At 48.0% G+C, this 22,123-nt stretch carries 27 protein-coding genes and 1 riboswitch; of the genes, 17 read left to right on the top strand and 10 right to left on the bottom strand.

Annotated features, from left to right (window positions below):
- Positions 1–94 precede the first annotated feature (94 nt).
- The 6 genes from queF to MKX30_RS15710 all read right to left on the bottom strand — a co-directional run bounded on the left by queF (position 95) and on the right by MKX30_RS15710 (position 4,467).
- Positions 95–592 carry a preQ(1) synthase gene (gene queF / locus MKX30_RS15735; RefSeq protein ID WP_013309106.1) on the bottom strand — a complete coding sequence of 166 codons (498 nt, stop codon included), beginning with the start codon at positions 590–592 and terminating at the stop codon, positions 95–97.
- Positions 593–1,015: 423 nt separating this feature from the next.
- Positions 1,016–1,879 (bottom strand): 7-carboxy-7-deazaguanine synthase QueE, encoded by an 864-nt coding sequence (gene queE, locus MKX30_RS15730; RefSeq protein WP_028543154.1) that lies wholly within the window; start codon positions 1,877–1,879, stop codon positions 1,016–1,018.
- Entirely contained in the window at positions 1,872–2,363 is a 492-nt protein-coding gene (queD, locus tag MKX30_RS15725) for a 6-carboxytetrahydropterin synthase QueD (RefSeq protein ID WP_053324813.1), read from the bottom strand. The genes queE and queD overlap by 8 nt, the downstream gene beginning before the upstream one ends.
- Complete coding sequence (queC, locus tag MKX30_RS15720; RefSeq protein ID WP_013309109.1) at positions 2,356–3,039, bottom strand: 7-cyano-7-deazaguanine synthase QueC; 684 nt, start codon at positions 3,037–3,039, stop codon at positions 2,356–2,358. The genes queD and queC overlap by 8 nt, the downstream gene beginning before the upstream one ends.
- Positions 3,040–3,173: 134 nt before the next feature.
- A riboswitch (PreQ1 riboswitch) is annotated at positions 3,174–3,217 on the bottom strand.
- A 79-nt stretch (positions 3,218–3,296) separates the two neighbouring features.
- The gene (locus MKX30_RS15715) at positions 3,297–4,001 is read right to left on the bottom strand and encodes an AIM24 family protein (RefSeq protein WP_341062975.1); all 705 of its coding nucleotides are present in this window, start codon (positions 3,999–4,001) and stop codon (positions 3,297–3,299) included.
- A gap of 25 nt (positions 4,002–4,026) precedes the next feature.
- A complete protein-coding gene (locus MKX30_RS15710; protein WP_341062974.1) occupies positions 4,027–4,467 on the bottom strand; it encodes a hypothetical protein in 441 nt (146 codons plus the stop codon).
- A gap of 313 nt (positions 4,468–4,780) precedes the next feature.
- On the opposite strand from MKX30_RS15710, the gene MKX30_RS15705 reads away from it, so the two are divergent.
- From MKX30_RS15705 to MKX30_RS15695, 3 genes are all read left to right on the top strand, one after another.
- On the top strand, positions 4,781–4,936 hold the full coding sequence (locus tag MKX30_RS15705) for a hypothetical protein (protein ID WP_023987366.1): 156 nt from the start codon (positions 4,781–4,783) through the stop codon (positions 4,934–4,936).
- Between the two features lie 223 nt (positions 4,937–5,159).
- Positions 5,160–5,927, top strand: a complete 768-nt coding sequence (locus tag MKX30_RS15700; protein ID WP_069081218.1) for a hypothetical protein — start codon at positions 5,160–5,162, stop codon at positions 5,925–5,927.
- Positions 5,928–5,998: 71 nt separating this feature from the next.
- A complete protein-coding gene (locus tag MKX30_RS15695; protein ID WP_023987368.1) occupies positions 5,999–6,982 on the top strand; it encodes a helix-turn-helix transcriptional regulator in 984 nt (327 codons plus the stop codon).
- Positions 6,983–7,022: 40 nt separating this feature from the next.
- Here MKX30_RS15695 and MKX30_RS15690 read toward each other — a convergent pair whose 3' ends face one another.
- From MKX30_RS15690 to MKX30_RS15675, 4 genes are all read right to left on the bottom strand, one after another.
- Positions 7,023–7,694, bottom strand: a complete 672-nt coding sequence (locus MKX30_RS15690; RefSeq protein ID WP_023987369.1) for a 3'-5' exonuclease — start codon at positions 7,692–7,694, stop codon at positions 7,023–7,025.
- A 243-nt stretch (positions 7,695–7,937) separates the two neighbouring features.
- A complete protein-coding gene (locus tag MKX30_RS15685) occupies positions 7,938–9,839 on the bottom strand; it encodes a 5'-nucleotidase C-terminal domain-containing protein (RefSeq protein WP_053324815.1) in 1,902 nt (633 codons plus the stop codon).
- Between the two features lie 194 nt (positions 9,840–10,033).
- Positions 10,034–10,459, bottom strand: a complete 426-nt coding sequence (locus MKX30_RS15680) for an ImmA/IrrE family metallo-endopeptidase (protein ID WP_076264415.1) — start codon at positions 10,457–10,459, stop codon at positions 10,034–10,036.
- A gap of 11 nt (positions 10,460–10,470) precedes the next feature.
- The gene (locus tag MKX30_RS15675) at positions 10,471–10,944 is read right to left on the bottom strand and encodes a helix-turn-helix domain-containing protein (protein WP_339201599.1); all 474 of its coding nucleotides are present in this window, start codon (positions 10,942–10,944) and stop codon (positions 10,471–10,473) included.
- 331 nt (positions 10,945–11,275) lie between these two features.
- Here MKX30_RS15675 and MKX30_RS15670 point away from each other — a divergent pair, with 331 nt between their 5' ends.
- The 14 genes from MKX30_RS15670 to MKX30_RS15605 all read left to right on the top strand — a co-directional run bounded on the left by MKX30_RS15670 (position 11,276) and on the right by MKX30_RS15605 (position 22,122).
- The gene (locus tag MKX30_RS15670; protein WP_013309118.1) at positions 11,276–11,752 is read left to right on the top strand and encodes an ArpU family phage packaging/lysis transcriptional regulator; all 477 of its coding nucleotides are present in this window, start codon (positions 11,276–11,278) and stop codon (positions 11,750–11,752) included.
- Between the two features lie 470 nt (positions 11,753–12,222).
- Positions 12,223–13,083 carry a hypothetical protein gene (locus MKX30_RS15665; RefSeq protein WP_339201601.1) on the top strand — a complete coding sequence of 287 codons (861 nt, stop codon included), beginning with the start codon at positions 12,223–12,225 and terminating at the stop codon, positions 13,081–13,083.
- A 10-nt stretch (positions 13,084–13,093) separates the two neighbouring features.
- The gene (locus MKX30_RS15660; protein WP_013309120.1) at positions 13,094–13,312 is read left to right on the top strand and encodes a hypothetical protein; all 219 of its coding nucleotides are present in this window, start codon (positions 13,094–13,096) and stop codon (positions 13,310–13,312) included.
- Positions 13,313–13,314: 2 nt separating this feature from the next.
- Positions 13,315–14,781, top strand: coding sequence for a phage tail sheath family protein (locus MKX30_RS15655; protein WP_160789420.1), 1,467 nt, complete (start codon positions 13,315–13,317; stop codon positions 14,779–14,781).
- 122 nt (positions 14,782–14,903) lie between these two features.
- The gene (locus tag MKX30_RS15650; RefSeq protein WP_013309122.1) at positions 14,904–15,311 is read left to right on the top strand and encodes a phage tail tube protein; all 408 of its coding nucleotides are present in this window, start codon (positions 14,904–14,906) and stop codon (positions 15,309–15,311) included.
- A gap of 76 nt (positions 15,312–15,387) precedes the next feature.
- Positions 15,388–15,822, top strand: coding sequence for a phage tail assembly chaperone (locus MKX30_RS15645; RefSeq protein WP_007429164.1), 435 nt, complete (start codon positions 15,388–15,390; stop codon positions 15,820–15,822).
- A 23-nt stretch (positions 15,823–15,845) separates the two neighbouring features.
- Entirely contained in the window at positions 15,846–15,977 is a 132-nt protein-coding gene (locus MKX30_RS15640; RefSeq protein WP_019686368.1) for a hypothetical protein, read from the top strand.
- A gap of 21 nt (positions 15,978–15,998) precedes the next feature.
- Positions 15,999–17,792 carry a hypothetical protein gene (locus MKX30_RS15635; RefSeq protein WP_339201603.1) on the top strand — a complete coding sequence of 598 codons (1,794 nt, stop codon included), beginning with the start codon at positions 15,999–16,001 and terminating at the stop codon, positions 17,790–17,792.
- A 36-nt stretch (positions 17,793–17,828) separates the two neighbouring features.
- The gene (locus tag MKX30_RS15630) at positions 17,829–18,473 is read left to right on the top strand and encodes a LysM peptidoglycan-binding domain-containing protein (RefSeq protein ID WP_076295027.1); all 645 of its coding nucleotides are present in this window, start codon (positions 17,829–17,831) and stop codon (positions 18,471–18,473) included.
- Entirely contained in the window at positions 18,470–19,447 is a 978-nt protein-coding gene (locus MKX30_RS15625; protein ID WP_339201604.1) for an XkdQ/YqbQ family protein, read from the top strand. Before MKX30_RS15630 ends, MKX30_RS15625 begins: the two co-directional genes overlap by 4 nt.
- The gene (locus MKX30_RS15620; protein ID WP_014280222.1) at positions 19,440–19,847 is read left to right on the top strand and encodes a hypothetical protein; all 408 of its coding nucleotides are present in this window, start codon (positions 19,440–19,442) and stop codon (positions 19,845–19,847) included. Before MKX30_RS15625 ends, MKX30_RS15620 begins: the two co-directional genes overlap by 8 nt.
- Positions 19,840–20,304, top strand: a complete 465-nt coding sequence (locus MKX30_RS15615) for a DUF2634 domain-containing protein (protein ID WP_028543145.1) — start codon at positions 19,840–19,842, stop codon at positions 20,302–20,304. The genes MKX30_RS15620 and MKX30_RS15615 overlap by 8 nt, the downstream gene beginning before the upstream one ends.
- Positions 20,304–21,455, top strand: coding sequence for a baseplate J/gp47 family protein (locus MKX30_RS15610; RefSeq protein ID WP_310167416.1), 1,152 nt, complete (start codon positions 20,304–20,306; stop codon positions 21,453–21,455). Before MKX30_RS15615 ends, MKX30_RS15610 begins: the two co-directional genes overlap by 1 nt.
- Positions 21,448–22,122, top strand: a complete 675-nt coding sequence (locus tag MKX30_RS15605) for a YmfQ family protein (protein ID WP_341062973.1) — start codon at positions 21,448–21,450, stop codon at positions 22,120–22,122. Before MKX30_RS15610 ends, MKX30_RS15605 begins: the two co-directional genes overlap by 8 nt.
- Position 22,123 lies beyond the last annotated feature (1 nt).

Here is a 22,123-nt window from a genome sequence, read left to right as displayed (position 1 = left end):
CATCCTTTCAGTACAACCAAGGGGCTGTCCCTTGTCATTTGATGACTTTAGGACAACCCCTTGATATTTACGCTATGTCAGAAGAGTTATTAGCTTAACGGTTATCGATCTTTTCCGGGTACATATCATGGTTCATCATGCGGTGCTCCGCTATCTGTTCGTACTTCGTTCCTGGCTTGCCGTAGTTGGTGTAAGGGTCGATAGAGATGCCGCCGCGTGGCGTGAATTTGCCCCATACTTCAATGTAGCGAGGGTCCATCAGCTTAATTAAGTCATTCATGATGATATTGACGCAATCTTCATGGAAATCGCCGTGGTTACGGAAGCTGAACAGATACAGCTTAAGGGACTTGCTTTCTACCATTTTAATATCGGGAATGTAGCTGATGTAGATGGTTGCAAAATCAGGCTGTCCTGTAATCGGGCACAGGCTGGTGAACTCCGGGCAATTGAACTTTACAAAATAATCCCGATACGGATGTTTATTATCAAAACTTTCGAGAATGGCGGGATCATAGGCAAACGTGTATTGTGTACCTTGATTGCCAAGCAGGGTAACGTCGGTCATTTCTTCGGGTGTTCTTCCGGTCATTGGATGGGGCTCCTTAAGTTTAGTTTGGTAAAAGAGAGAGGGAGTTATGATGATGGGGAGGTCGCTCCGCGAAGGATTTGAGCTTCCGATCGCTGTTGAAATGGGATTCTTTCTGATAAGATGAAAGATATAGGTTAGAATCCCATTTCAAAGGAGAACGCTATCGCTTCTCCAGCTTCAAATCCTCCGCTTCGCTGCCGACCGCCGTCACCACCATAAAGTCCCTACCCGTTTACCTGTAGGTTGGGGCAGAAGTGAATAGTGCTCGCTCCTTTATAAAAGGAGCGAGCTTGTTGAGAACCCCGTCCTTACGGACGAGGGTTTCTCTTGTTTTGTAACTTGGGTGTCGAGGGTGTACTTCGACTAATTTGGCGTATCTTGTGTATCACATACAGCCCATACGGAATATATTACATATAAGTGTTATACGCCGCGTTTATTGCCCCATACGAGGGTGTGGAGCTGCGGGAGTACTCTTACGTCGTTTAGTCGGGAATCGTCCATGACACGGTCGATAAGCCATTCATAACGATGGAGTAGGGACTCCGCAATCTGTCCGGTGTTCTCCGTGTTCACATCTGGATTACCCGTCTGGAGGAACAGCGGTACGTGTGGATAGCGCTCGTGAACGATGCGGGCATAGGCAAGATCGGTGTCATCGAAGATGACGACCTTCAAGCTGCAAGCTCCGGTATAGAGCCGCGCAGATTCATTAGCGGGTTCCTTCAAGCCTGGTGCGGTTGGGACGTTGGACGTAGCTCGGGACTCACTAGCCATCTTCCGGTTCGATAGACGGGCGACGATATCATCCAGCACGTCCCAGTTGGTCGTCATACCAGAGCTGGGCGGCTTCGGGGATAGGGTTACCTCATCGATATCGTATAGCCATTCCTGCCAACGGGAGCCTTGTGTTTCGACAGCGGTGGCAATGCCTTGGCTGCGCAGCAGGGTGATTAGCTCCCCAATCTGCGGTAGCAGAGCAGGATTGCCTCCAGAAAGTGTCACATGCGAAAACCGTTCGCCACCGATGGCCTTCAGCTCCTGCCAAATGTCAGTGGCACTCAGACGACGGATCTGGTCCTTGGCGCTGCCGTCCCAGGTAAAGGCGGAGTCGCACCACGAGCAATGGTAATCGCAGCCTGCGGTGCGAACAAACATCGTTTTACGACCAATGACCATACCTTCGCCCTGAACGGTGGGACCAAACACCTCTAGTACGGGAATAGGGGCTAGTTTGGTGCCGTGGGAGGCTGTCATGGGTTGGTGAGTCGTCACGGTATTACTCATCGAGCATCCACTCCCGTCGGAACTCGGCGTAGCTGGTAGGTGTCTCGAACAACCGTACAAACTCGGTACGTCCACCTTCGACACGGTTGCAGTATGCATCCGAGGTCAAGGCTGACTCCATTTGTTCAAAGATCCAGACGACCATATTTTCCGCCGTTGTATTCATTGGAGGAAGCGTCTCATTCAAGTAACGGTGGTCCAGAAAAGGCTCAAGCCGCTCTTTCCAGATCGTTTTGATGTCACCAAAATCCAGCGTTAGACCCGTTTCGCCCGGTATACCGCTTATGCCAAACACGACGATATAGGTATGTCCGTGCAGATTTTTGCATTTGCCTTCGTAGCAGTGCAAATGATGTGCTGCATCGAATGTAAATTGTTTGCTGACTAGTACACGTTTGCGGTGATAACGCAGCTGAGAGTGCTCAATGTCTGTCCCGAACTGCTGGAGCTTGTCGACAATGCGAAAAGTACCTGGCTCACGCATGACCTTCAACTCCTTGGGATGAAGCTCCGCGCACCGCGAGATACTGCTCGAGTCCAGCACGGCGAAGTTTGCAAGCAGGGCATTCGCCACAGCCATCGCCAATGACGCCGTTATAGCACGTTAGTGTACGTGTTCTTACAAATTCAAAAGCTTTCAGCTCATCGGCCATGTGCCAGGTTTCGGCCTTGTTCAACCACATGAGCGGGGTATGAATCACAAAGGGATAGTCCATCGAAAGGTTCAGTGTGACGTTCAGCGATTTGATAAAGGAATCCCGGCAATCGGGATAGCCGCTGAAATCCGTCTCACAAACGCCTGTAATCAAGTGGCGCGCTCCTTTTTGCTTGGCGAGAACTCCCGCGAAGCTCAGGAACAGTAGGTTACGACCGTCTACAAAGGTGCTAGGCAGTTCGCCTTCCTGTTGAGTAATGTCAATGTCGGTGCGTGTGAGGGCATTAGGGGCTAGTTGATTAAGCAGGCTCATATCCAGTACCGTTTGCGGAACACCCAGCTCGCGGGCAATTCCAGCGGCTACTTCGATTTCCTGCTTGTGGCGTTGACCGTAATCGAACGTCACGGTTTCTACTTCAGCAAAATGTTTTTTTGCCCAGAATAAACAGGTTGTGCTGTCTTGGCCGCCGCTGAATACGACGACTGCTTTTTCGTTTGCAAACATAAAAAAACCTCTCGATCTTCTTGGAATGGTGCAAGACATGGAGTCTTGTCACTTGGAAGAAGGAGAGTTCTTGAACCGACTTCAACAAAAAACAGGCCTTGCCCCGCAAATTCATTTTTCTTGCGGAGGACAAAGCATCGTTAGTTTTTTATAGAGGGAGTTCGCGAACCTCTCCCATGCATGACGCATGGATTTTCTCCATTAGTATCTGCCATGAGGACAGACGGCTATAGCATTGTCATTATAGCATGGCAGGGCTATTTGATAAACACTCCACCAAATGGAATGACTTCCCGTAAAAATCGCTTGATCACGCCATCGTCGTTCATATCCTGTTGAAGGCGCCGATGATGTTCCCCAGCATGAAATAGTACGGAACCCTGTCCGGTCATTTTAAAATGATAGTTCATATGCTGGCTGGCCAGATGGTTGCCGTACACGGTCAACTCTAGTTTAGCGTTTTCGGGATAGGCAATGACGCTGCTTGCATCCACATATATCGGCTCTGTGGGATGAAGCTGTTCTTGACATACCAATCCCTGCGTCAAAAGACCGATTTGACCAACACCATCGAATTTCATTTTTATAACATCGCGGCTAAACAACATGTTTTTCATGCTTAGCAGCTTGGTACGCATTTGGATACCGGAGCTGTACCAGAACAGGTTGCGAAAATCGTATAACAGATCATCGCTCCCTTCAAGCTTAATCATTTTTAGACTAAAGCCAGGCGGAAGTGCGGCAATTAGGCGACAAGCTCCTGTGAAATCGGCTTGAATCAGTTTGTGTTTGCGATACATGCCCTTAATATTCATCAGTTTATCACTACGGCCTGAGCTGGGTCCGCGGTATGCGATGATTTGCTGCGGATGCAGAACATGCAGCTTTTCTCCTTCCGCCAGATCGAGCGTTACGACCGAACCGACGCTTTCATCATGGTGTTGTCCTGCTTGTATGTCCATTCAGACCTTTCATCCTTTCAGACAGTTAGTACCTTCCCGAACGTCGACGCATCCCGTAACGCAACAGTCGGATACCGATAAAATAACCGGCCAGCAGAATTATAGCTGTGATGATGAGCATTTTATTTCGGTGTGAAGCCTGATCGCGCTGGGTTTGAAAATTTTTTAATTCTGTGACAGTGTCAGTCAGCTTGCGGTTTTGCTCCAGTAATTGGGCGTTTTGCTCCTGATAGGCCTCTAAGCTGTTACGGGCCTCCTCCAGATCCTCCTGTGTTTGTCGGTAGCTTTCCTTGAGCTGATACACATCACCGGGCAACCGCGAAAATTGCTCGAAGCCTTGGTACACATCATCCCAATAAGCAGCATGTACTTCGGGTACACGAGTTATCCCAAAAATAAACAAAAGTGCTATAGCAGCGCAGACAATGCGGCGGTACAAAGCAAAACGACAAGTTGGTCGTGCCAAGAGATGTTCCCCCTTTTGATAAACCAAGATGTTAGGTGATACGGATCATTACCCATATGACATGGTTACGTATAATATAACGATTCGGATGCAGATTTTAGAATAAATGGACGACAAATACGGAGAAAATGTTCTCAAAAAAAGTCGATATATTAGTTTAAGTGTACCTTAAAACGGGTATATCAAGGAAGCGGCAACATTCCGGCATTTTTTCCAGCATACGAGTAAAGAACGATCCGCACCTGATCAGGGCTTAAGTTGAATATATGAACTGAAATATATTAAAAATTGATATAGAAGGAGATTTTGCAAGATGAATGAGAGAGAACAAAACTATAAAACTTTAAAAATCACTGTAAATGGAAAGCCGTTATCAAAGGATCTCGTTGTAGATAGCACTACTTTTGCTCCTATATCTGATATTTGCACAAAAACGAAAGTTTCTTTAACAGAAACTACAATCTCATAAGTATAAATATAGAAGTAGACTATAATATAGCCCGGCATATGCCGGGCTATTTTTGCGCATTTATGTAATTAAAATGGTTTAAAATGTTATTTACCAAACTAGGTCCCCCTTCATAAAGATTCCCATGTATAATTTTCACAATCAAACATACGTTCCCTGACAATATAGTGTCAGATAACACTGTTAATTTAGAGTTACATGTTCTTTTAGGGGGAATTTACCAGTGGTGAAGTCAATGCTCAATGTAACGTGCACATGGGACAAAGAGTCTATATCTGCGAATGGGTCCAAACAAGTAAATCTACTGATAGAATGGGGCTATGGAGCTATACGTAAAAGAAAAGGAAATCTAATACCGAAAGCAGCGGGATGTGACCTTCAACTCCAGTTCATTCCAGAAAACGGGGTAAGTCTATTAAAAGCTGAAGGGGTGAGGCTCGGTTTTAAACGCTCAGAAAACGGAGATAGCATGTTTGTTCACTGTGGTGATGTACGGCGGGGAAAATATAGACAGGCTATTTTAACGTTTTCTATACCGGCTCACTCGTCCGGAAGACATACGATTGGAATGATGGAGTGGAGCTGGCGCAAGCCATCGCAGGAAAAGCGAACGCTGATCCGGACAGACCAGCTCTATATCCATTTCACGCATCATCTTGGTCTGCTGAGCATTCCATCCAACCCGAAGGTGGAAAAATACATAAAGCTGAATGAGACGTCCCCTATTGTAAAAAAAGCATTGCGTATGTACGAGAAAGGGGAATATGAGCGAGGGGCGTTCATCCTTACCAGACAAGCAGATGAATTACTTATACTTGCAGCAAGAAGCGATGACATGGACTACCTGCAGGAAGCCGAGTTAATTCTGGCCATACGCAATAAATGGAGTGGTACTTTTGTCTCATTCACAGCGTATAGTTCTAAGGTCATTTTTAATAAAGCAATATCGGTAGGAGATGTTCATTTTACTGAAAATGATATTTTAAGATAGGCAATTATGCTAGTTTATTTGTGTAATATAGTGAGTCTAATTTACTATCTTTTTGTAAAGGAGAGACTTCCTTGACTGATCGGTTGATACGTTTAATGCGGATTATTACTATTGTTCAGGCAAATCCGGGGATATTGGCAAGAGAGCTTGCCGAACGTTGTGAAACATCAGAACGTACTATATACCGGGATATGGAGGCGTTAAGCGCTATGCATATTCCGATTACGAATATGGGGCATGGCAAAGGGTACATTTTTATTAGTAATTTTGCTTTGTATCCTCTGAATTGGACGGAAGAAGAGGTAGAGGCTTTTACCAAGCTGGGAGAGATTATGGAAACGGTAAAGCCTCTTTTACCGCCAGCTTTTGAAAGTGCTTATGAGAAAGTGATGGCCTCTAGTCAGAAAAAAAAGATGGACCAGACGAGCTTCGCGCAGGAAATGAAAAATATCATCCGGCTCGGCTCGACACTTGATCGGGAAAACCAGCCCTATCTGCTCAGGCTGATTGTTTTGGCGAGTCTTACGCAGCAGACGATTGAAGCGGAGTACAGCTCGCCTCAAAATGAAAATGTATCCCTAGTTCAGGTAGATCCTTATTGTTTGGTTCCGCAGGATCGGCGATTCTATATGCTTGGTTTTTGTCACAAGCACTCCGCTATGAGAACCTTTCGGATCAGCCGCTTTCGGAACATGAGAATTTTGCCGTATACGTTTCAAAAAAATACAACTGAAATGGAAATGTTTTTTAAAGGGACCTGGTCGGTGACCAAAGGAAATCAGAATATCCGGTTTGTGGTACGTTTTTCTGCCGAGTCTGTATATCGGGTCAAAGAAGAGGAGCTGTTCATCAAGCCTTTTCTTAAGGATTTGCCGGATGGAAGTTTGTTGTTTGAGGTGACGGTCAATCATGACCGTGAATTTTTGGATTGGCTCACTTCCTATGGAGCTGAGGCCGAGATCCTGGAGCCTTTACGGTACCGCAAACGAATGCAAGAAATGCTGCGGACCTGGGGGGCATTCTATTTCGATAAAAAGGCAGGAAATCAAGAATAACAGGGGGAGATCCCCCGGAACGGGCCGGGGAGCTATCCGTTTAACGGTCTTTAAACAGGTTGGCGAGATTGCCAAAAGGACTGTACTGCTCCTGTTCTTCTTCTGGTGAGGAGTAGACGAGCTTCGAGCCGCGGCTTTCCTCATCGTCAGCAGCATTATGAACTAATGTAATACGATCAAAATGGTACATGAAAACCTGTGCGGTGTTCACGGCATCATCCAGTGCCCGGTGTTGTTGACCGTCAAAGTCAATGTTGCACAATTCCAGCGCCTGAGACAGGCTCAACTGACGGTACTTTCCATTGGAACTAAACAGACGGGAAATCTGCTTCTGTATATCATTTGTATTATGAATCCATCCGAGATCTACATGATGGGTACGACAATGGGATACCAGCTTCTGACGGTCATCCGGGCCCCATGCGCATAAATAATAAGGGGAATCCGTACCGAGCCAGGCTATGAATTGCTTCACAGCTTCAGGGAATAGTGGGGCGGCATCAATGTCTCGTTGAGTAATACCCGTGAACTGAACGGTATCTGTAGAGAGTACAGGCCGATTCGAGGGCCTTACAAAACTGTGAAACGTATCCGCAACGTATAGGCCATCGTCTCCCTGAACAACTTTGACGGCACCGATATCAATGATTTCGGAGGAATATCTGGCGTTACGGCTAACAGTAAATTCAAGATCGTAAATAATGTATTGCATTTCTGGACTCCTTCCACACATATAACTGATCCCGATGGATATCGGGACGAATGTTCTCTGCCCGAATGACTCTTCTCCATCATACCTCTCGGTTCACAACTTGTCAGCGGTTAAAAGGTTTGCTTTTAAAAAAAATATGCGATGTCCAAATGAGCTTGGACTATCGCATATCTAAAAACGCCTGACATACAGCAGCATCCGAAACCACTAGGATTCCGGACGCTGTTTTTGCTAGCTATTGAATTAGGCCGGGAGGTCTAACTTTTGTCCCGGATAAATGCGGTGAGGATTCTTCAACTTATTCAACTGCTGAAGCTGTTGCCAGGTGGTACCATGTTTGCGGGAAATGTCATACAGCGTATCCCCGGATTTCACAACATATACATGGCTATTTGTAACTTGTGCAGAGGCGGATGTCTGCTGTGGCTTGGCTGTTTGAGACTTTGCCGGTGCCGGTTTTGCGGGTGCTGGTTTCGCAGCCGGTGTAGGGACGGATTGCGGCTTTTCCTGCACAGGTGCGGGTGTTGCCGTTGAAGCAGATGGCGCAGCTTGTGTGGCAGGGACAGAAGTTTTACCATCAGCCTTGGCTTCTTGAATGCGACCGTCCGCTTGTACTTGCAGGCTAGCGGAGCCCACCTTTTGCATGTAGCGAATTAACGCTTCGTCAAGCGAGCCGAACATACCTGCCTGTGGATATTTAGCGAACATCGTATATTGGTCACCACCTACGGCAGTAAAATCATTGGTGGCCAGTGTGTATGTTGCCTCAGGATCAAGTGTCTTCCCGCCGATCAGGATGGAATGAACACGGCTCCCTTTGGCTGCTGATGTGTCTATTTTGAACGAGATACCTGATACTTGTGGGAAACCTCCGCTTGGCTCTGGATAGGAGGCTGTACCATTTTCCAGTGCGGCCTGAATGTCAGAGCCCTTCACTTTCAGGGTAACGATCTGGTTGCCGAAGGGCAGCACAGTGATGATGTCTCCCTTGGTTACTGTCCCCGTCTTGATAGAAGCCCGGATGCCGCCACCATTCGTTAAAGCCACGTCTGCTCCTGAAACATCACGCATAGCATCGGTGAGCAGGTCACCGAGATTGGTTTCACTTGCACGTACCTTTTCGCGTGCTCCTTCCAGATCCACACTCGTTTGCGTTACAACCTCTTTAAGAATAGGTTCCTGGTCCTTTTGAATGGAGGCGATCAATGCAGCAATCTCAGCGTCGGGCTGAACGTCGACTGCTTGAGTCGAATCAATCAGCTTGGCTTGCTTTTGCGTAACCTTACCGCCGTCGACCCATAAGTCCACAACACCCAGATACTTGGTGTATTCACCTGCGCTAGCGATCAATGTACCATTGTCACTAATCAAGCCTTTTTCCAGTACGGTATGGCTGTGTCCATCGATGAAAATATCAATGCCAGGCACTTCCTTAACAACCTTGAGGCTGGTGTCCTTACTAGACGCATCCTGCCCCAGGTGACCAAGAACAACAACGACATCTACTTTGCTGCGGATTTCATCAACAGCCGCTTTGGCCTCAGCCGCAGGGTCGGTGAATTGAATACCCTCAACATTTTTGGGATTAGTCTTATATGCTGTTTCTGGCGTAGTCAAACCGATAATACCAATTTTAACGCCGTCCACTTCTTTAATAACATAGGGTTTGAACAAACGTGTTCCGTCTGTTTGTTTAATATTGGCGCTGAGCACAGGGAACTGAATCTCCTTACTTAGCTCAACAAGATGCTTCCAACCATAATTAAACTCGTGGTTACCCGGAACCATAGCATCATAACGCAGCTTGTTAATCACTTTCACAATGCTCTCGCCGTTAACCAAAGTAGCGAAGGTCGTTCCATGAACGGTATCCCCGTCATCTAGCAGCAGCGTATTGGGATTGGAAGCCCGATACTGATCAATGATACCCGCCAGCTTGGCGAATCCCATTTCCTTGTCGTTCGCGACCACGTGGGCATGGGTATCGTTCGTATGTAGGATGGTGATGTGTTTACCGCTGACTGGAGCCGTTGCCGTTCCCGCTGTTCCCACATTGGTTGCTGGGTCTGCTGCTGCTGTACCGAGACAACCAAGTAGAAGCGCGGCAGTCGTCAGGATCGACGAGAGTTTTTTCCATGAGTTCATGTTGTTCCTTCAACCTCCCATAAAATGAATGAATTAGAGAAACCGCTTACGACCACATTTTATCAGATGATTGTAAAAATAACTTCTATTTTATATCAAAGCACTAAAATTTTTTGAGATATCGGTTGTTAAATCCACCGTCTAGTTACCTATATTGTAGAGGAAGTAATAAACAGCAACTTATAGAATAGGAACTAATGTTCTGATTTATGGTCAAAAAAAAGGGCAGTCTCTTTGGGCAGCCCGATCCGGGGTAAATAGTGATCCAACGTTTCGTCAGCTAGTGGCGGTTTTCCCTCACTCAGCAAAAGCACGGCAAACCGATTGGCCTGCTGTTCAAATTTTCCTGGGGAAAAGTAGGAGTGCTCCTCCATAAAAAAGCGGCTAATGCCTTTATGCAGTCGGTCATGTCCCAATTCATGCGCACAGACGAACCGTTCCCATTCGGGTGTGAGGCCATTGTGGATAACGATAAATCTTCTACGCAGCTTGTGGTAATACAGCCCTTTGGTTGTGGGGCCTAGATCGCAGTATCGGATATGGATACCCAAAGCTTTCGCAATATCGAAGGGGCAGTTGGTACGGTATTTTCGGACAAGTTTGTGAATGAGTTCGTTCATACGCTCACCTACTATCCCTGATCTTTGCCCGCTTGGGGCTCTTTGGGCTTTTTATGTTTGTTCATCTGCTTGGCTTCCCAGAACAGACCTGTCAGCACGTCCTTGATCCGTTGACGGTCTTTTTCATCCAGCGGAATGCCATCGAACATTAATTCGTCGTCTTCCTCCAGCATTTTTTTAAAATCCCGGCGGTCTTTGGAGGTTGCCCATTCCGGCACAGTAGAACGATAAAGTTCATGTGGACTTTGCTCCATTGAATCATCGTCTCCCCAATATCCGGCGGCCTTCATCATTTCGGTATAGGATACGCTAAGCGCGTCCGCTATTTTGCGGAGAGTGGAGGGTTTGGGGATTCCGCGCAGTCCATTTTCAATGCGGGAAATTTGTGAATTGCTAATACCTGCAGCATCTGCCAACTGGTTGATGCTCCATTGTTTGTGCTCACGCTGCTGCTTTAAGTAAGTTCCGAATGCTGGCTGTTCCACAATGGGGGCTCCTTTCTGCAAGAGAATCATAGATATTAGTTTTATTATACCATTAGGTAAATAGTAAAAGCACGTAATATGCCAAAAGGCATAGGAAAATGAAGTGAATATCCTGTTTTTGGAGCTATACTGCTTTTTTTGACGATGGATACCTATCCTAAATAATGTTATGTTATACTCAAGATACGAACAAAAAGGGAACACAATGTAAACACGAGCGTTTTTCTATTTCAGGATTTGCAAAATTCGATACCAGTTGCTCCGAAGTGCAAAATCCTCATTTAAAAATACATCATTGTCAAAAGGCATAAGATAAGGAGTGTTGCTTTACATGAGAAATAACTTACCCGAATTGGACCGTCGCAAAACGCAGAATGCATTGGAGGGTGTGTTTGAGAAATACCGAATTTATAAAACGATTACTTTTATGGATCGGGAGAGCTTTATTACGGCTGGCTATACGGATCGCCCGAACGGCCCAACGAATGTGACAAGCGATCCAACGGCCCGGACAGCCGTATATAATGTAGATGCTCCTGCCGCCCGCTTGGCCTACTGCGAAATGGTGGATGCCGTAGTGAGTCGCTTGAATGAACGCGAACAGCTGCTCATCCGTGAACGTTATTTAAAGGATGACGATGTGTTTGATTACAAGGTTTACAATTACGTACTGGACCCTCCGGTCAGCAAGGATACGTACACGAAGCTTCGTACGCGTGCTTTTTACAAAATGGCACTTGCACTGGCGGACCAAGGCGTTTTAAATTTGGCAGGCTTGCAGAAGGGCGCGGATCGAAAACTGGGTTAATGTAATAATTATCCACTTGTTCTCATTTCTATTTTAAAATGGTTTCCTAAAAGGCCTTGATTTCCTGTAATAACAGGGATCAAGGTCTTTTTTTATAATAGGAACATATGTTCTCTAAAAACCTCCCAACATCATCCCTAGTCTCTGCTTTTATCGTCCATTTCCCCGGCAACGCATTCGTTATTAGGGTGTAAGATTATATCATCGGGAATCAAGACAAGAGGACATACCGAAGACACACACAGTCAAACGTTAGCCGGCCATTAGGGCCGGTTTTTTCATGCGGTGATCGTCTCTGTCGGTTCCCGGGAATTCGTTGTACAGAAAGGAGGAGTCGTGTTGCCTAAGCAAGGGATGCTGCAATGCATGAGTACGAGGCTGCGCCGGATGAGAACGCGAAAGTGGAAAAAAGCCTGGCTGAATAGCCACAACATGCGAACGCAGGGGACGCAAAGGTGGCATGCCGCAGGATGAGACAAGCCTTTAAGCAAAAGCTCATTGAAATTATTCCAGCGCTGCAAGGGCGTGTATACGATGTTCAGCCACCGTCGCAGACGGCAGAGGAGCTGTATGCTGTTATGGCGCTGGGCGAGGAAATTTGGAAGTCTTCCTGGGCCGGCTATCGGCAGGTTGTTCGCATCAAGCTGTACGCAGGACAAGCCGGGCTGGCGCAGGCTGATGTATGGGCGAATGCCCTGATTGCCGGGCTGCACCGGGAACCAGTGACAGGTGCAGGTGAGGATACATCGGCTTTTACCGCGCACTATTTGGGTGTGCGGGATGCAGAAAAGCTGGACACTGTTACGGGCAAGGCCTATAGAACGCTGCGTTTTGGCGTGTATGTGCCTGAGACGGAAGGTGGTTCGGCCGTTCCAGCAAACGGTGCTACACAGCCGGAAGAGTGGCTGGCCGCGCTGGTCCGCTGGACGCGGAAGCAACTGGGCGAAACGTGGTCGGTATACGCCGACGCATGGCCAGCACAGCCGGGCCGGCACGCGGTACTATGGCGGATGAGCGGCTGCGAAACTAGGATGGCGGGAGCCTCCATGTATGAGCTGCGCAAACGGTTCATCGGGCATATTACCGCCCCAGACACCACTGAAGAAAACCGCGCAGCTTCCGCACTGATCGAGGGCTTTGCCGCTCAAATCCAGCTTCCTCTTGATCAGGACAAGGGCCGTTATATGTCTACAGCTGAAGCTTCAGCTGATTTGCAGGCAGATGCCATTTTAGACGGTCAGCTTCGACTGATGCTAGTACAGCGGCGAATGCGCCCAGCCGAGGAAGCGGCGTTGATTCGCAGAGTGGAAATTCATCCTATTTTGAAATGAGGTGGTCCGAGTGACCTTGGAAAACCATGAGAAGGCCCCGGTATATGCCGGGCAGGAAGCAAGCGGCCCCCGCTATACGCTGGAGGAGCTAAAGGAGCACGCAGAACAATTGTTTTCCGTGAAAGAAGAAGTGCTGGCAGGCGCCTTTTTTGGCACACAGGACAAGCTGTTTACGGTAGCAGAAGCACACACTAAAATCGAACAATTTATGAAAGCGAAGGTGGACTAATTATGGCAGGCGGAACATGGGAAAACACGAATAAACCGGTATTACCGGGTTTGTATATGAATTTTCAGGCAGCAGCAGCTTCAGCAATTCAAGGTGGGTCGCGTGGTACGGTCGTTGTACCCGTTAAGGCGAATTGGGGCCCTGTACGTGAGTTTGTAGAGATCGGCAGTGAAACGGCAATCAGCCAAATCTTTTCCGGTGACAGTCTGGACGGTGCGACCGCGTATTCGACGCTGTATCTGGCTTTGCTGGGGGGTCCGAAAAAGCTTCTAGCCTACCGTTTGGCAGATGATACAGCTGCTGAAGCATCTGTGACGCTGAAAAGCGGCGGTGCGACCCCGGCGGATGTGCTGCGCCTGAAGGCTTTGTACACAGGTAGCCGCGGTAATGGTTTCGCTGTAACTGTACAGCCAACTTTGGGTGATGACCAAGCTCGTGAGGTGCGCCTCTATGAAGGAACCAAGCTACTCGGCACGTACAAAGGCAGTGACGGTACAGCAGCCTCTATTGCCAAGGCCATGAACGAGAACAGCGAAAACGTATGGGTGAAGGCCGAGGTTGTTGGCGACGGCGGCATTCCGGTGGATGTCAGCGGCGTACACCTCACTGGCGGCAACAGCGGCAATAGCAAGCTGGTTAATGCCGATTACATCGCGATGCAGGAGGCACTTGAAGGACAGGAATTTAATGTCTTGGCCCTGGATTATGCAGCTGATCTGGCATTGCTGCAAAGCTTTGCTGCCTGGATCAAGCGTGTCCGCAACGAAGGTAAAGGCGTAATCGCTGTATTCGGCGGTTCTGCGGCAGATGATGTGTCCAAAACAGCCGTCAGCTTGGCCTCTGCACGTTCCCTGGCGCTGAACCATGAAGGTATCGTGAACGTCGGTACAGGCGTACGTCTGGCAGGTACGGACTACAGTTCCGCCCAAACGGCTGCTTATGTAGCCGGGCTGATTGCAGGCCAACGTCTGAATCAATCGGCGACGTATGCGGTTACGCCTTTTGAGGATGTGACCCGTCGCTGGACACGTTCCGAGCAGGAGCAGGCAGTCCGTAATGGTGTCTTCCTGTTGTTCTTTGACGGTCGTCAGGTCAAAGCGCTGCGTGGCATCAACAGCTTGGTGAACCCGGCTGCTGGACAAAACAATGCATGGAAGAAAATTCGTTCCATCCGTGTCATGGATGCTATTAATGCTGACTTGCAGCGTGCAGCCGAAGAGACTTACATTGGCAAAATCAACAACACGGTGGAAGGTCGTCTGGCGCTTATCGGTGCGATCAAAGAATACCTGGCACAGCTGTCGCTGAGCAACGTCATCGAAGCAGATGGCTACGATGTCATTCTCGACCCGGCTTACTACGGCGATGCGCCAGTCATCAAACCGGAGCCGGATCAAGTGTTCCTGCAATGGAACGTGAAGCTTACCGACGTGATGGAGCAGTTGTTCGGCACATTTTACGTGCAATAAATAAGCATTTTACGTGTACAAGTATTTCGCAGGCAATCAGCAGGATTAAAGTAGCTTGTTAACTACGAGGATTTTATGAAATCCCGAACTATATTATGGATTATTTTGAGGAGGAAAAAGAAATGTTGGATGCTTCAAGAGTCATTTTAGGTACGTATGGTCAGGCGCATGTGGATGGGGTGTGGCAGACGAATATCAATAAGCTGGAAGCCAGCGTGGAAATGGAAAAACGCGAGCTGAATCTCGTGGGCAACGAGTGGAAGGTACACAAGCGCGGTATCAAAAAGGGAACGGGAACGATGAGTGGCTACAAGGTTACGTCCGATATGATTCGTCGCGGTTTTAACCGTTTTGAGATTATTACTAAATTGGATGATCCAGAAGCCTTCGGACATGAAAGTATTCGTCTCATTCGTTGCACTGCTGACAAAATTCAACTGGCCAACTGGACAGCAGGTGAAGAAGTACAGGAAGAAACGACCTTCACCTTTGAAGGCTATGAGCTGCTTGATCCGATTGTAGCAAACTAAATTGGTTAACGGGGGATGGGATGCTGCCAGGCGTTCCATTCCCTAAATACAAATGAACAATAAGGGAGAATGACTTATGAGCTTAAATGAGAATATGACAGAAGAACAAATTTTGGATAGCCTGTTTGAAGCTGCTGAAAAACTGCCAGAGGAAACGGTACGTATCAAGCGCCTCGATATGAAAATTGTGCTGCACGGCCTGACCTCCAGTAAGGTGGACAGCATTCGTGAACGCTGCACAATTCGACGGACTGTGAAAGGTGCAGTGGATGAAAAGGTAGATACCGAAACGTTCAACGCCTTGTTGATTTCGGAAGCTACTGGAAAGCTGGAAGTAAAAGGCTTGTCCCTTAACGGTTGGGGCGATCCCCGGATTACAAGCCGCTTAAAGCTGTCCGGTGGCGAACAGTCTGTCCGCCGTATGCTACTGGCAGGTGAACTGGATGCAGTAGGAGATAAGGTGCTGGAACTGTCCGGTTTTGGTGTTGAGATTGCTGACCTAAAAAACTAATCGGCTCCGGGGGAATGACGACGATGCTGTACCACTTGTGGGTCCGGCACCACCTCCGTCCCGGAGACTTTTGGCGACTTCCCCGTGGTGAGCGTATGCTGCTGCTGGCGTTTGCCGAACAGGAAATGGATAGCATAGCAGCTTCAAAAGCATAAACAAGGAGGTGAACATGATAGATGGCAGAAGCATTAAATTACCGCATGAACCTTGTGATTGATCCTAAAAACGTCATTAAGGCGAACAGAGAATTGCGCGCAATGGAACGCTATTTTGAGCGGATTCAAGGACGTGTGTTGAAAATCGGCCGCACTCGCATGGCCCCGGAAATTGTGCTGAACGATATGGCTTCCAAAGGATTGGATAATCTGTTGAACAAGATTAACCGGGTCAAATCCCAGATTATTAACGCCTCGGGGAATGTGAATTTGAAGGTAAACTCCCAATCTGGCTCAGGCTCCCCGAAGTCTGATAACAATCCGAGTATCGTTTTGCTAAGCACGGCGGTGCAATTGAATACTATAGCTGTAAATGCCAATACAGCAGCTATTGTTGATTTAGGTACTAAGTTGGGATCTGTGACACCAGCTGCAGAGAAAAAAGAAGAGCCTAAGGACGCATTAACTCAGGTAAAGGATTTTCTTGGTAATGTAAAAAAAGTTGGTGAAGGGGTAAAAAGCATATCTGAAGCTCCTGAAGCTTTTAAAAAATTTAAAACTGATTTTGGTATTTTAAAGGGACCGCTCCAGGGAGCTAACCGAAGAGAGAAGTTTAAAGATTTTGCTAGTAAAGCATTAAATGTAGGGAAATCTGGGGGTGAGTTTTTAGAAAAATTTGGAGGGTCTTCAGATTTAATTGAAGGCGGACAGGGATTGTTTGATCAGGCTAAAAGCTTGGGGATGATAAATCCGAGTGAAGCCGCTGGTGTGGTGCCTAGCGCTGCAAGTTCGAGTGCTGCGGCAGATGCAGCCTCAAGTATTATCAGACCAAGTAGTGTTGCAGGTGCAGCTGAGGAAGCTGGATCAGGCTTATTTAAGAACTTTTTAAAAGGTGGAGCGAAAAAACTATTGGGACCTTTAAGCTATGGAATGGATATTGTGAACATCGCGAAGGCTACCTCTGGTAAAGAACGTGCAGAAGCTATCGGTTCCACAGTTGGTGGGACTGCTGGTTCTGCATTAGGCGGAGCTATCGGTTCATTTTTGCTTCCGGGTATTGGTACTGTGGTTGGTTCTACACTTGGGGGTATGGCGGGAGACTTTGTCGGTGGGAAAATTGGTGGATTAGTCTCAGATTATGGTCCAGCCATGATGGACAAAGCGAAGTCCGCTGGTAAATTCCTTGGAGAAAAAGCTTCCCAGGTTACAGGCTGGCTTTCTGATAAGGCTGGAGATTTTGGTAAAGGCTTTTCTGATTTCTTTTCTTTTGGTAAAAAAGATGAACCTAAGAAAGAGCCAGCTAAGCCTCCTGAAGCTCCTAAACCAGCAACCTCTAAACCAGCAATCCCACCTCATTCGAATTTAGGTAAGTCATTTGAGCCCTTAACGCCTATGGCTATAAATTATAGTGCTAGTGCAGTTGCAAACGTACCTCCGCAACCAGGCGTAAAAGGTGTTCCTAATCCTTACGGACCGATGGCTATAGTTAACCAGGGAGTCAATCCAAACCCACTACTGAATACTGCGGCTCATGCGAACAATGGAGCCAAAGCTAAAGGCAAAGGTAATGGTAATCCGACACCTCAAGTAGTACAGATCAGTCCTGAACAAATGGGAACACTGTCTGGCTTTTTGAAGGATTTTAAAACGGAAACCACCAACCAATTCAATCTTCCTGCGGGGGCTGTACAGGTCACTGTACATGAGAACAAGCTGGATGTGGATGGGCTTATTACGCAAATTGGCTACCGTCTCAAAGCTGAAATTCTGCGTGCAACGCAGAATACCAAGCCAGCAGGCGCTGGAGCTATGTAATGGAGTAGATGGTAGCAACGGGGAAGGAGGAAAGAGATGGAATTTAGTTTGACAGATGGTAAAGGGAAAAAATTTCAGTTTCCGGTGAATCCTGAGGAAGTGACGATCTCACGGCAAAAGGGATTTGATACAACGACGATTTTATCCTATGGGGAGTTTGACTTCCCACAAGGGGAGAAGGTGAAGGAAATCTCCTTCTCTTCTTTTTTTCCGAAAGAATACAATCCAGCGTATTGCACATACGAAGATATCCCTGATCCGCAGGAGGCCATGAACACGTTGAATGGCTTTTTGTTATCCAAGAACCCGCTACGTTTTATTATTACGGAGACAGCCGTGAATGTGCCAGTAATTGTGGCATCTCATAATTCGATCTTTCGCGGCGGCGAGTATGGGGATGTGAATTTTGATCTGTCACTGCGGACCTGGAGTGATATGAAAGTTGCCAAAAAAGCTGGTGGCACAGGAAGTAAGGCGGCTGTGGTCAACAAAAAGCCCCGCACAGATATGAAAGAAAAGAAAAAAACATATACGGTTAAGTCCGGGGATTCCTTGTCCAAAATTGCCAAGCTGGAGTTGGGGGACAGTTCGCAATGGAGTCGTATTTATCAGCTTAATAAAAAGGTCATTGGACAAAATCCGAATGCGATTAAACCGGGACAAAAGCTGGTGCTGTCATGAGCTATAAAGTCATGTTACAGGATAAATATGATTTGTCGCCGCTTGTGGAGAACATTAATTTGAGGGATTCGCTGGAGCAAATCGCCTATCAGGGCACGGTCAATCTGGTCGTTACGCCGGATATGCCCGCCATTTCCCCTGGGATGTCCATTCGGGTTAGTGGGATTCCTTATGGTAAAAAGGATTATGTTCCCTTGTTGTCTCCAGCGGTGATCTGGGAAGTAGAAACCTCTAACAACGGACTCAAACGTATGACGCTGACGTTATATGACCGTACGGTGTATTTGGACAAGTCAGAGGATGAATATTTACTTCCTGCCAAGCAGACGGCTACTCAGCGTTTTCAGAAGTATGCTAGGGACTGGAAGCTGAAAATCGCTTCATTGCCAGATACGAAAAAAACGCTGGGACGCGCCGTATACCGCACACAGTCCATCTATTCTATGATGCTGGGAGATCTGCGCGAAACGGCAAAGGCGGGGGGGAAGCTGTATCATCCACGGATGATTTCTTCCGGCTTGGAGCTGTACGAGCTGGGAACGAACAAAGATGTGTATGCTCTGGAGAGAGTCACGGATACAACTCAATCCCGTACGCTGGAAGGTGCGGCCACGAGAGTGAAGGTACTGGCTACGGCTGCCAGTGAATCAGGCAATGAGGTACCATCCAAGGTGATGGCGCTTGAGGAAAAGGACATTGCCAAATATGGGACACTTCAGGTGATCGTGCAGGATGACGAGGTCAAGTCTGGGGCAGCAGCACGTGAGTTGGCCAAAAGTAAGCTGAGAGGCATACAACAAACGATATCGGTAAATGCACCGGATATGAACACGATTCGAGCAGGAGATGCGGTAATGTTAGGTTCCATAAAGCTGTTGGTCATTTCAGTGAGCAGGGAATTAGGTAACCCCGGCAGTATGTCGCTGGAGCTCGGAACGTATGACGATGTAAAAAGGAGGTTTTACCTTGAATAAGGACCCCTATGGGCATTTGGCTACTGCGCTGCAATCTTCTTTTCATAAGCATACCAAGCAAGCACTGAGTGGGGTAGGCGCGGTACTAGGAACGATCACCTCCACGGGACTCAAGCTGGACGATTTTAAACATGAGCTTCAGGATTATCTGGTCGCCGAGCTACCGGGGCTGCTGTCTGTACCACGTCATATGTATAAAGGCACCTCAACCGCAGTGGAATCGGAAAATTGGGAAGGCAAAGAGCTGAAAACTTCCTTTTATATCGGGGAAGACGAGCTGGAGGATGTGAATCTCAGTTTGAACGAAGGTCTTAAGCCTGGAGATCGTGTACTTGCGGTTCGGGTGAATAGCGGCAATGATGTGGTGGTCGTGTGCAAGGTGGTGAGTGGACGTGGCTAATTTATTCCCCGAAACAGATGATATGATCTGGACAGACACGGATATGACCGACCCGGATGTACTGGAGGATAACCGTGCGGTATTTGGGCGAAGCTGGCGGTTTGATTTTGAAGCTGGTGAGTTTGTTATGAGCCCTAGCCGTAAAATCGTGACTACAGGCGAGAAAGAAGCCTGGGTACAGTGGTGTGAAAAAGCGATTCGCACTCCTCGCTACCGGCATGTGATCTATTCACCTGACTATGGGAGTGAGCTGGAGGAGCTAATTGGCAGCAGCTATGGGCACGGTGTGCAAGAAAGCGAAATTAAACGCATGGTTACGGAGGCATTACTAGCAGATGCACGTACGGCTAGTGTGGATCAATTCACGTTTCGCTGGGAAGGTGAGGCGTGCCATTTTAGCTGCCAGATTACGAACGTGCGAGATGAAACAGAAATTGTGGAAAGTGTGGTGATCTAATGGCAGACTTGCCGGAATATTTGGTAGACCAGACGGAAGAGGAAATTTTAAATCGGATGCTGGAAAAAGTGCCTTCGGACATGGATAAGTCCGAGGGCTCTTTTATTTGGGATGCACAGGCGCCGGTAGCGTTTATGCTATCCGAAGCGGCAATCTGGGCGCAGGAGCTACTGCGACGTGGCTTTGCCAGCACAGCAGCCAGCGACAACCCGGATTTTCGCTCGCCAGAGCTGGATTTGCGGACAGCAGAGCATGGGGTGACACGGCGAGAAGCGGTTGCTGCCTCAGGTATGGTCACGTTTACGGGCACAGCGGGAACGACCGTCCCGGCGGGAACGTTGGTGGCGACCCCGGCAGATGATGTATCCGGGGAAGCTTCCATTGAGTATGCGACCATGGCATCGGTCACGCTGGATGAACAAGGTGCCGGGGAAGCGACTATTCGGGCGGCCAATCCCGGGCGCAGCGGTAATGTGCCTGCAGGTGTCATCCAAGTGATGGCAACCCCGATTAGCGGGGTCGCCTCTGTGATCAATACGGAGGAAACCAAAAGCGGTACAGACGTTGAGAGCGACCAGCTGTTGCTGGAGCGTTTTTATGCCAAGGTGCGGAACCAAGGCACAAGCGGCAACAAGGCGCAGTATACCCAGTGGGCGAATGAGATCGCTGGAGTTGGTGGCGTAGAAGTTGTTCCATTGTGGAAAGGACCGGGCACCGTGGGTTTATATGTGCTGGACACGGATAAACGCGCGGCCAGTCCGGATATCGTGGCTGCGGTGCAGAAATACATTGATCCGACCCAGGATGGGCAAGGAGAAGGGCTGGCACCAGCGGGCCCTGTAGTGACCATCATGCCAGCGGCAGAAGTGGAGATTAACATCTCAGTCAAGGTACAGCGTACCAAAGAGAAGCCGTCCACACTGGATGAAATCAAAAAACTGATCGAGAGCGGTGTGCGGACGTATTTGAAGCAACTTGCTTTTTACAAGGAAGACCCGTTGGTACGATATACCCGGATTTCTGCTGTGCTGCTGGACATTCCGATCATTATTGATTTTTCTGAACTGAAAATCAATGGACAGAGCAATCAGAATATTGAGATTGGATCAGGTCAGGTGGCAGTGCTGGGGACGGTGAGCGTTAGTGAGTAGCAATGGAACGAACAGTTTTGAAGATTTATTGAACAATCCAGAGCAGGAAAAACGTGCAAACCGTATTGACAATTTTGTTAATCGGGTAACTATAGCGGGAGATACAGTGGGCCAAATGAGCAGCGAGCGGGGACGCGAGCTGCTTTCCTATTTGCCTGCCTATTATGAAACCTCACGTGTGATGCGTTCCGATATGGATGCTAAAGGAAGCGAATTGGATGCCTTGTATCTTGCAATGGATGCAACGGTGGGACAGTTTTTCGTACGTACCGCCACATGGGGGTTGGAACGCTGGGAAATGGAGCTGGGTATCGAAACCGATCCGACGAAGCCATTGGACCAACGGCGTGCGGTGGTGGAATCGAAGCTGCGAGGGGCAGGAACTTTTTCTGGCCGGCTTGTCAAAAATGTAGCTGAAGCGTATGACGGAGGCACGGTAGATGTCACTTTTCATCCCGCCGAATGGGGATTTACGGTCAAATTTATGGATACCATTGGGATTCCGCCCAACGTGGAGGATCTTAAAGCAGCCATTGAGGAGATCAAGCCCGCTCACATGGCGGTGGAGTACAAATTACGCTACCTGACCATTGCTGAAGTCGAGTCTATGACCGTCTATGAAAATGAACATACAACACAGGATAGATATTTAGGAGGTGGCGCATAAC

Source organism: Paenibacillus sp. FSL P2-0173, from assembly GCF_038008045.1.
Classification (GTDB): Bacteria; Bacillota; Bacilli; order Paenibacillales; family Paenibacillaceae; genus Paenibacillus; species Paenibacillus polymyxa_B.
The sequence above is the reverse complement of the archived record's forward strand: the minus strand, read 5'-3'. Positions and strand labels throughout refer to the sequence as shown.

What these genes read in the sequence shown, in the direction of transcription:
- queF (WP_013309106.1), bottom strand. Translation starts at nt 592, where the DNA reads ATGACCGGAAGAACACCCGAAGAAATGACCGACGTTACCCTGCTTGGC.
- queE (WP_028543154.1), bottom strand. Translation starts at nt 1,879, where the DNA reads ATGAGTAATACCGTGACGACTCACCAACCCATGACAGCCTCCCACGGC.
- queD (WP_053324813.1), bottom strand. Translation starts at nt 2,363, where the DNA reads ATGCGTGAGCCAGGTACTTTTCGCATTGTCGACAAGCTCCAGCAGTTC.
- queC (WP_013309109.1), bottom strand. Translation starts at nt 3,039, where the DNA reads ATGTTTGCAAACGAAAAAGCAGTCGTCGTATTCAGCGGCGGCCAAGAC.
- MKX30_RS15715 (WP_341062975.1), bottom strand. Translation starts at nt 4,001, where the DNA reads ATGGACATACAAGCAGGACAACACCATGATGAAAGCGTCGGTTCGGTC.
- MKX30_RS15705 (WP_023987366.1), top strand. Translation starts at nt 4,781, where the DNA reads ATGAATGAGAGAGAACAAAACTATAAAACTTTAAAAATCACTGTAAAT.
- MKX30_RS15690 (WP_023987369.1), bottom strand. Translation starts at nt 7,694, where the DNA reads ATGCAATACATTATTTACGATCTTGAATTTACTGTTAGCCGTAACGCC.
- MKX30_RS15685 (WP_053324815.1), bottom strand. Translation starts at nt 9,839, where the DNA reads ATGAACTCATGGAAAAAACTCTCGTCGATCCTGACGACTGCCGCGCTT.
- MKX30_RS15680 (WP_076264415.1), bottom strand. Translation starts at nt 10,459, where the DNA reads ATGAACGAACTCATTCACAAACTTGTCCGAAAATACCGTACCAACTGC.
- MKX30_RS15670 (WP_013309118.1), top strand. Translation starts at nt 11,276, where the DNA reads ATGAGAAATAACTTACCCGAATTGGACCGTCGCAAAACGCAGAATGCA.
- MKX30_RS15665 (WP_339201601.1), top strand. Translation starts at nt 12,223, where the DNA reads ATGAGACAAGCCTTTAAGCAAAAGCTCATTGAAATTATTCCAGCGCTG.
- MKX30_RS15655 (WP_160789420.1), top strand. Translation starts at nt 13,315, where the DNA reads ATGGCAGGCGGAACATGGGAAAACACGAATAAACCGGTATTACCGGGT.
- MKX30_RS15650 (WP_013309122.1), top strand. Translation starts at nt 14,904, where the DNA reads ATGTTGGATGCTTCAAGAGTCATTTTAGGTACGTATGGTCAGGCGCAT.
- MKX30_RS15645 (WP_007429164.1), top strand. Translation starts at nt 15,388, where the DNA reads ATGAGCTTAAATGAGAATATGACAGAAGAACAAATTTTGGATAGCCTG.
- MKX30_RS15640 (WP_019686368.1), top strand. Translation starts at nt 15,846, where the DNA reads ATGCTGTACCACTTGTGGGTCCGGCACCACCTCCGTCCCGGAGACTTT.
- MKX30_RS15635 (WP_339201603.1), top strand. Translation starts at nt 15,999, where the DNA reads ATGGCAGAAGCATTAAATTACCGCATGAACCTTGTGATTGATCCTAAA.
- MKX30_RS15630 (WP_076295027.1), top strand. Translation starts at nt 17,829, where the DNA reads ATGGAATTTAGTTTGACAGATGGTAAAGGGAAAAAATTTCAGTTTCCG.
- MKX30_RS15625 (WP_339201604.1), top strand. Translation starts at nt 18,470, where the DNA reads ATGAGCTATAAAGTCATGTTACAGGATAAATATGATTTGTCGCCGCTT.
- MKX30_RS15610 (WP_310167416.1), top strand. Translation starts at nt 20,304, where the DNA reads ATGGCAGACTTGCCGGAATATTTGGTAGACCAGACGGAAGAGGAAATT.